This window comes from Candidatus Atribacteria bacterium, from assembly GCA_011056645.1.
Lineage (GTDB): Bacteria > Atribacterota > Phoenicimicrobiia > Phoenicimicrobiales > Phoenicimicrobiaceae > Sediminicultor > Sediminicultor quartus.
Genome location: DSEL01000081.1, coordinates 1 through 5,854 on the forward strand (window position 1 = coordinate 1; position 5,854 = coordinate 5,854).

8 protein-coding genes are annotated in these 5,854 nt (G+C 33.2%); all 8 read left to right on the forward strand.

What is annotated here, in order from left to right:
* On the forward strand, positions 1-154 hold a 154-nt coding region (locus ENO17_03250; protein ID HER24053.1), incomplete at its 5' end, for an IclR family transcriptional regulator.
* A gap of 75 nt (positions 155-229) precedes the next feature.
* Positions 230-1,225: a TRAP transporter substrate-binding protein gene (locus tag ENO17_03255; protein HER24054.1), complete on the forward strand. Its 996-nt coding sequence runs from the start codon at positions 230-232 to the stop codon at positions 1,223-1,225.
* A 67-nt stretch (positions 1,226-1,292) separates the two neighbouring features.
* Positions 1,293-1,793 carry a TRAP transporter small permease subunit gene (locus ENO17_03260; protein HER24055.1) on the forward strand — a complete coding sequence of 167 codons (501 nt, stop codon included), beginning with the start codon at positions 1,293-1,295 and terminating at the stop codon, positions 1,791-1,793.
* Positions 1,794-1,798: 5 nt separating this feature from the next.
* Positions 1,799-3,061: a TRAP transporter large permease gene (locus ENO17_03265; GenBank protein HER24056.1), complete on the forward strand. Its 1,263-nt coding sequence runs from the start codon at positions 1,799-1,801 to the stop codon at positions 3,059-3,061.
* A 26-nt stretch (positions 3,062-3,087) separates the two neighbouring features.
* Positions 3,088-4,083, forward strand: a complete 996-nt coding sequence (locus ENO17_03270) for a Gfo/Idh/MocA family oxidoreductase (protein HER24057.1) — start codon at positions 3,088-3,090, stop codon at positions 4,081-4,083.
* A 121-nt stretch (positions 4,084-4,204) separates the two neighbouring features.
* On the forward strand, positions 4,205-4,321 hold the full coding sequence (locus tag ENO17_03275; GenBank protein ID HER24058.1) for a hypothetical protein: 117 nt from the start codon (positions 4,205-4,207) through the stop codon (positions 4,319-4,321).
* 99 nt (positions 4,322-4,420) lie between these two features.
* Positions 4,421-5,464 carry a hypothetical protein gene (locus ENO17_03280; protein ID HER24059.1) on the forward strand — a complete coding sequence of 348 codons (1,044 nt, stop codon included), beginning with the start codon at positions 4,421-4,423 and terminating at the stop codon, positions 5,462-5,464.
* 263 nt (positions 5,465-5,727) lie between these two features.
* The coding region (locus tag ENO17_03285) for a hypothetical protein (protein ID HER24060.1) at positions 5,728-5,854 on the forward strand (127 nt) is incomplete at its 3' end.

Genomic DNA, 5,854 nt, shown 5'->3' on the forward strand with positions numbered 1-5,854 from the left:
AGTTATAGCCGCCATTAGTATTTCAAGCCCTATTTTTAGGGTAGATAAAAAGGCACAAAATAACCTAAAAGAAGCTCTTATCGAAACAAGTGCAAAAATATCCAAACAGTTGGGATATAATGGGACATTACAAAAGAGAGGAGGTGGAAAATAGAAAAAACTTTTGGTTGAAGGAAGAGGGAAGCTTTTAGAGATATTTTAATCATAATTTGAAGGAGGGTTAATTAAAATGTTAAGAAAGATACTATTTGTGTTTATTGTGTTGACATTAGTTACAACAAGTGCTTTTGCTGTTTCTGTTACAGAATTAAAATATGGTCATGCAAATGCTATTACTTATCCTTATCACTTGGCGGGCGAAGCATTTGCTAAATTTTTAAATGGAGAATCTAAAGGAAATTTAACAGTAAAAATTTATCCGCTTGGCCAATTAGGTGGAGAAAAAGACATTACTGAAGGTTTACAATTGGGAACTGTAGACTTCCAGGGAAGTTCCATTGGTGTTACTGCAACTTTTGTTCCTATTTTAGATATCCTTAATCTTCCCTTCCTATTTAAAGGACCAGATCATTTCATAAAGGTTATGGATAGTTCGCCTGGGAAAGCTCTTTTGGCCAAAGCCCAAGAGCAAGGTGAAAAAGTTGGTTTAAAGATTCTTGCCATTGCTGGTCCCATGTTTAGGGTACCCATGAATGATATTCACCCTATTGAAAAGCTTGAGGATTTTAAAGGGTTAAGAGTTCGTACTATGCAGGTTCCAATGCATATGTCAGCCTATAAAGCTCTTGGAGCTACTCCTGTTCCCCTAGCGTTTGGAGAATTATATACTGCTCTTCAAACTGGAGTGGTAGATGGAAATGAAAACGGACCAGCTACTTTAGCAGCAATGCTTTTTTATGAAGTACAAAAATATGTAAGTTATCTACCTGTGCTAAGCAATGGTGGAATATTTCTTATGAGTCTTAAAACATGGGATAAATTAGATGAAAGTCAACAGAAATTGGTTTCAGATGGAGTAAAGGCTTGGATTAAATCCATGAATGATGAGGGCTTAAAACAGGATAGAGAAGCATTAAAATTTATGGAAGAAAAAGGAACTGTAATATCTTATCCTGAAGATTTAACAACCTTTATAGAAGCAAGTAAACCGGTGTATGATGAATTTTTTGCGAATTCACCAGAAGAGTGGACACAAATTGTAAAAGATATTCAAGCTCTAGAATAATTTCTAATACCCAGGTGAGTTTAAACTTACCTGGGTACTTTTTATTAAAAAAATCAAGGATATAGAGATGTTATTTTCTTTCCTCATTAGATTATATAAATTTCTCCAGAAAACTATAAATTATTTTGTCATTCTTTTTTTTGCAATTATAGTTATTATAATAAATTTTCAGATATTTTTTAGATATATTCTAAAACAGCCATTATTTTGGTCTATGGAAATCGCTCAATTGGCTTTTATCTATCTTGCAATATTTGGAGGAGGTTTAGCTCTCGTAAATAATGAGTTCACGAAAGTAGAGTTTTTCCTTAATTTAACGTCTAAAAGAGTAGTGAAAATCCTTGATATTCTGGTAAACATTTTAATTTTTATATTCTTTATTATTGCAGGATATAAAAGTGAGGAATTAATACATCAAGCGAAAATTACTGTCAATGTTACGCCTGCTTTAGCAATTCCCATGGATAGCATCTACAGAATTCTTCAAATCGGATTTTATATTTTTGCATTTTTTGCCTTGACGAAAGTTTTTATTTTAATATCCGAAAAGAAAATTAAGGAGGCTTAACTTATATGGTAGCCTTAGTTTTTTTAGCTCTTTTATCTATTGGAGTTCCTATAGCCTTTGTTTTAGGCTTAACCAGTCTGTTTTATCTTATAAAGATAGATCTACCTTTAGTTCTAATTCCTCAACGTATTTATGTAGGATTAGACTCTTTTCTTATTGTCGCAGTTCCCTTGTTTATTTTGGCAGGGAGAATTATGAATGAGGCAGGAATTACCCCAAGGCTTGTAAAATTATCCTCCTTAGTTATTGGAAATATTAGAGGAGGATTGACTTATATAGTAGTAATAAGTAGTATGTTATTTGCAGGGATTACCGGAGTAGGTTCAGCGGATACTTCTGCTATTGGTTCTATAATGATTCCTGCTATGGAAAGAGAAGGGTATAAAAAAGAATATTCAGCAGCTGTCTGCGCTGCCAGTGGAATCATAGGACCTATTATTCCTCCCAGTGTGGTTATGGTAATTTATGGCTCTATGGCTAATGCATCTATCGCCAGGCTTTTTTTGGGAGGGTTTATTCCTGGAATACTGCTTGGGATTTCCATAATGACTGTAGCTTATTATTATATAAAAAAATATAAACTTCGTAAATCTTCATTGGGATTACCAAAAAATTTGAGGGAATACATAGAAGGAATATTATCTCTTCTTATGCCTTTTATAATTATTGGTGGAATCTTGAGTGGAGCGTTTACCCCTACCGAAGCCGCGGCATTCTCAGTTTTCTATGCCTTAATTTTGGGATTTTTTGTTACAAGAGAATTAAAATTAAATGCCCTTCCAAAAATTCTTTTAGAGTCAGGAATAACATCGGGGAGTATTTTGATGATTATCGGCTGTGCCGCTCTTTTTGGATGGATCCTTGCAAGAGAAGCAATTCCAGAAAAAATTGGGCAATTCATGTTCTATATAACTAATAATAAATATGTTCTTCTTCTTTTAATAAACTTTTTTCTCATATTTTTGGGAACTTTTATGGAAACTCTAGCAGCAGTCATTCTTACTCTTCCCATGCTTCTTCCAATAATTACAAAGATTGGCGTGGATCCGGTACATTTTGGGATCATTATGGCGGTTAATCTTTCTGTGGGACTTATCACTCCTCCTTTAGGAATATGTGCCTTTGTTGCTGCTTCTCTTGCAAAAATATCTTTAGAAAGAATTTCAAAAGCTCTCATACCTTTTATTATTGCTACTGTAGTTATAGTACTTCTTGTAACCTATTTACCTGGATTGGTGCTCTTCTTGCCAAATCTTCTGAGTAGATAAATTATATTTAGAGGAGGTTTTATAGAATGATAAAACTGAGAATAGGAATTATCGGTTGCGGAAGAATATCACAAGCTCACATAGAAGCTGCAAATTATTTAAAAAATGTTGTAGAAATTGTAGCTCTTTCTGATAAATATATAGAAAAAGCTAAAGACGTTGGTTCTAAAATTGGAGTTAATTTTTGCGTGGATGATTATAGGAAACTTTTGGCGAATCCAAAAGTAGATGCAGTAATCATTGCCCTCCCTCATAATCTTCATTATGAAGCTGCTATAGCTTCTGCAAAAGCAAAAAAGCATATTTTATTAGAGAAACCTATGGCATTGAAATATAAAGAAGCTAAAAAAATGGTAACAATAGCAAAAGACAACGATGTTTTCCTAATGATAGGGCATAGCAGAAGATTTTGTGATGCTATACAAATATTAAGAGAAAAAATAAACGAAATAGGCCCCATAATTCGTATATTAATTAATTTCTTGGTATATTTTCCTGAACCACCTACAGAATGGTGGAAATCTCAAGAAGAAACAGGAGATCTTATAACTTATCTTCAAGCAAGTCATTCTATAGACTTTGCTTTATGGATTCTTAATAAAACCCCTATAAGGATTTTCGGTAATACTTTTACCAGAAATAACAAGGGATTTACTATGAAAGATGAAGCAGACATTTTTCTAGAATTTCCTGGGGATATTACTACATCTATTCATCTTTCTCTAAACACTAAACCTCCATTGCATGAATATATTATTGTAGGGGAGAAAGGGAGTTTCCGCCTTATCGAATATCAACTAAAAGAGTCTTTCACCTTTGGATACAAATTAATGCTAAATGAAGAAACTTTATTAGAAGGAGTTCAAATTCCAACAAATTATTCTCTTCAGTTAAAGGAATTTGTAGAGGCAATAAAATTAAGAAGAGTTCCTTTGGCTTCAGGAGAAGAAATACTCCCTCTTGTAAAAGTGTTAGAGAAAATTTCAGAGTCTTCAAAGACAGGAGAAATACTTAATTTATAAAGAGCAAAGAGAGAAAGTATATGGACAATCTGAAGTTTTAGAGGAAATAAGCGAAAAGAAAGTTTCTTTAAGGGAATCCAAGGAAAAGGTAACCACTTATATATTACCCCATCAATAAGAGGTGTTTCATCTTCCAATAACAGAACTTACGAAAAGAATGGAGGTTATTGAGACAACCATCGTTCGTATGTGTAAGAAAATGGGTATTGGGGATTTTAGAAAGGAAAATTATCCTTGACATTGAGAAGGTTAAGGTGTGAAGTTATTTTAAAGCATTATTTTTATCTTCAAAGAAGAGAAAACCTAAATTTGTTATAGTAAAAATGGGGTGAGAACAATGAACAAAATGAAAGCTGTGGTAAAAACAGAGAAAGGTATAGGATTAATTAAGTTAAGAGAAGTTCCTATTCCTGAGCCAAGAGAGGGAGAAGTATTGATAAAAGTTAAAGCAGGAGGGATATGTGGAACTGATATTTATATAAGACATGATGCTTTTCCTTACTATCCCCCTGTAATTTTAGGACATGAGTTTTCAGGAGAGATAGTAGAAATAGGTAAAAATGTAAAAGAATGGAAAGTTGGCGATAGGGTGGTTGTTGAACCCCATTCTAAAGCCTGTGGAGTTTGCGATCTATGCAAAGCTGGTTATAGCCAGATTTGTTCTAATAAACGTTCCCCTGGATGGGGCATAGATGGTGCCTTTGCAGAATATATAAAAATGCCTACTCATCTTCTTCATGAGATTCCCGATTGTATAAGTTTTAAATCTGCTGCAGTAATAGAACCTTTAACTATCATTCTCCATGAAGTGGTAGAAAGAGGAAACATCGAAGCTGGAGATAAAGTAGTAATTTTTGGCGCAGGGCCTATCGGTCTTTTAGCTGCTAAAATCTCTTACCTTTCTGGTGCATCATATGTGATTCTAGTAGGGACAGATCAAGATAAGGAATATAGATTTGAACTTGCTAAAAAAATTCCAGTGGACACCATAGTAAATGTCAGTCATGAAAACTTAATAGAAAAGTTAGAAGAATTAACAAATAAGAAACTCGTAGATGTGGTTATAGAAGCTTCTGGGTCCCCCAAAGCTATATCTCAACTCCCTGATGTAGTAAGAAAAAGAGGACGAATCATTGCAGTTGGTTTACCTGGAAAAGAGCCTGTAAGTTTTCCATGGGAAAAAGCCATGTTTAAAGTATTAGATTTATACTTTAATCTTAGCTCTTCACATAGTGCTTGGGTAAAGGCTATTGCTCTTCTTGAAAATAAAAAAATAGATCCAGGTTTTGTAGTCACCCATAAATTTCCTTTAGAAGTATGGGAAAAGGCTTTTGATCTTGTAGAATTAGGAAGATGTGGAAAAGTTCTTTTAATACCATAAGAGCAGAAGTATTTTAGAGGGAATTAGGAATTGGATAATGCGTAATGGGTAATAGATAATACGGAATAGGTTTTTAAAATAGAGATCCCTTATTTGTAAATAGATATCATTAAGGTATAATTATTTATTTACTTTATGCCCCATGACAATTAAACACAAAAAAGTATTTTGCAAAAACTTGACAAAATAGGACACCTTTTATATAATAAAACTATAATATAGAAATAATTTCTATATTATAGAAATTATCAAAGGGAAACGAGATGAAAAAAATAAACCCTAATTACCCCATAAAAGTTTTAGATAAAACCTTCTCTCTTCTTGATCTTTTACTTCAACATAGTTCCTCTATGCATATGACCGAAATTAGTGAAAAACTAGGGTTATATC

Excerpts from the sequence above, each read along its gene's own strand:
- ENO17_03270 (HER24057.1), top strand. The coding sequence starts at position 3,088 with ATGATAAAACTGAGAATAGGAATTATCGGTTGCGGAAGAATATCACAA.
- ENO17_03255 (HER24054.1), top strand. The coding sequence starts at position 230 with ATGTTAAGAAAGATACTATTTGTGTTTATTGTGTTGACATTAGTTACA.
- ENO17_03280 (HER24059.1), top strand. The coding sequence starts at position 4,421 with ATGAACAAAATGAAAGCTGTGGTAAAAACAGAGAAAGGTATAGGATTA.
- ENO17_03265 (HER24056.1), top strand. The coding sequence starts at position 1,799 with ATGGTAGCCTTAGTTTTTTTAGCTCTTTTATCTATTGGAGTTCCTATA.
- ENO17_03260 (HER24055.1), top strand. The coding sequence starts at position 1,293 with ATGTTATTTTCTTTCCTCATTAGATTATATAAATTTCTCCAGAAAACT.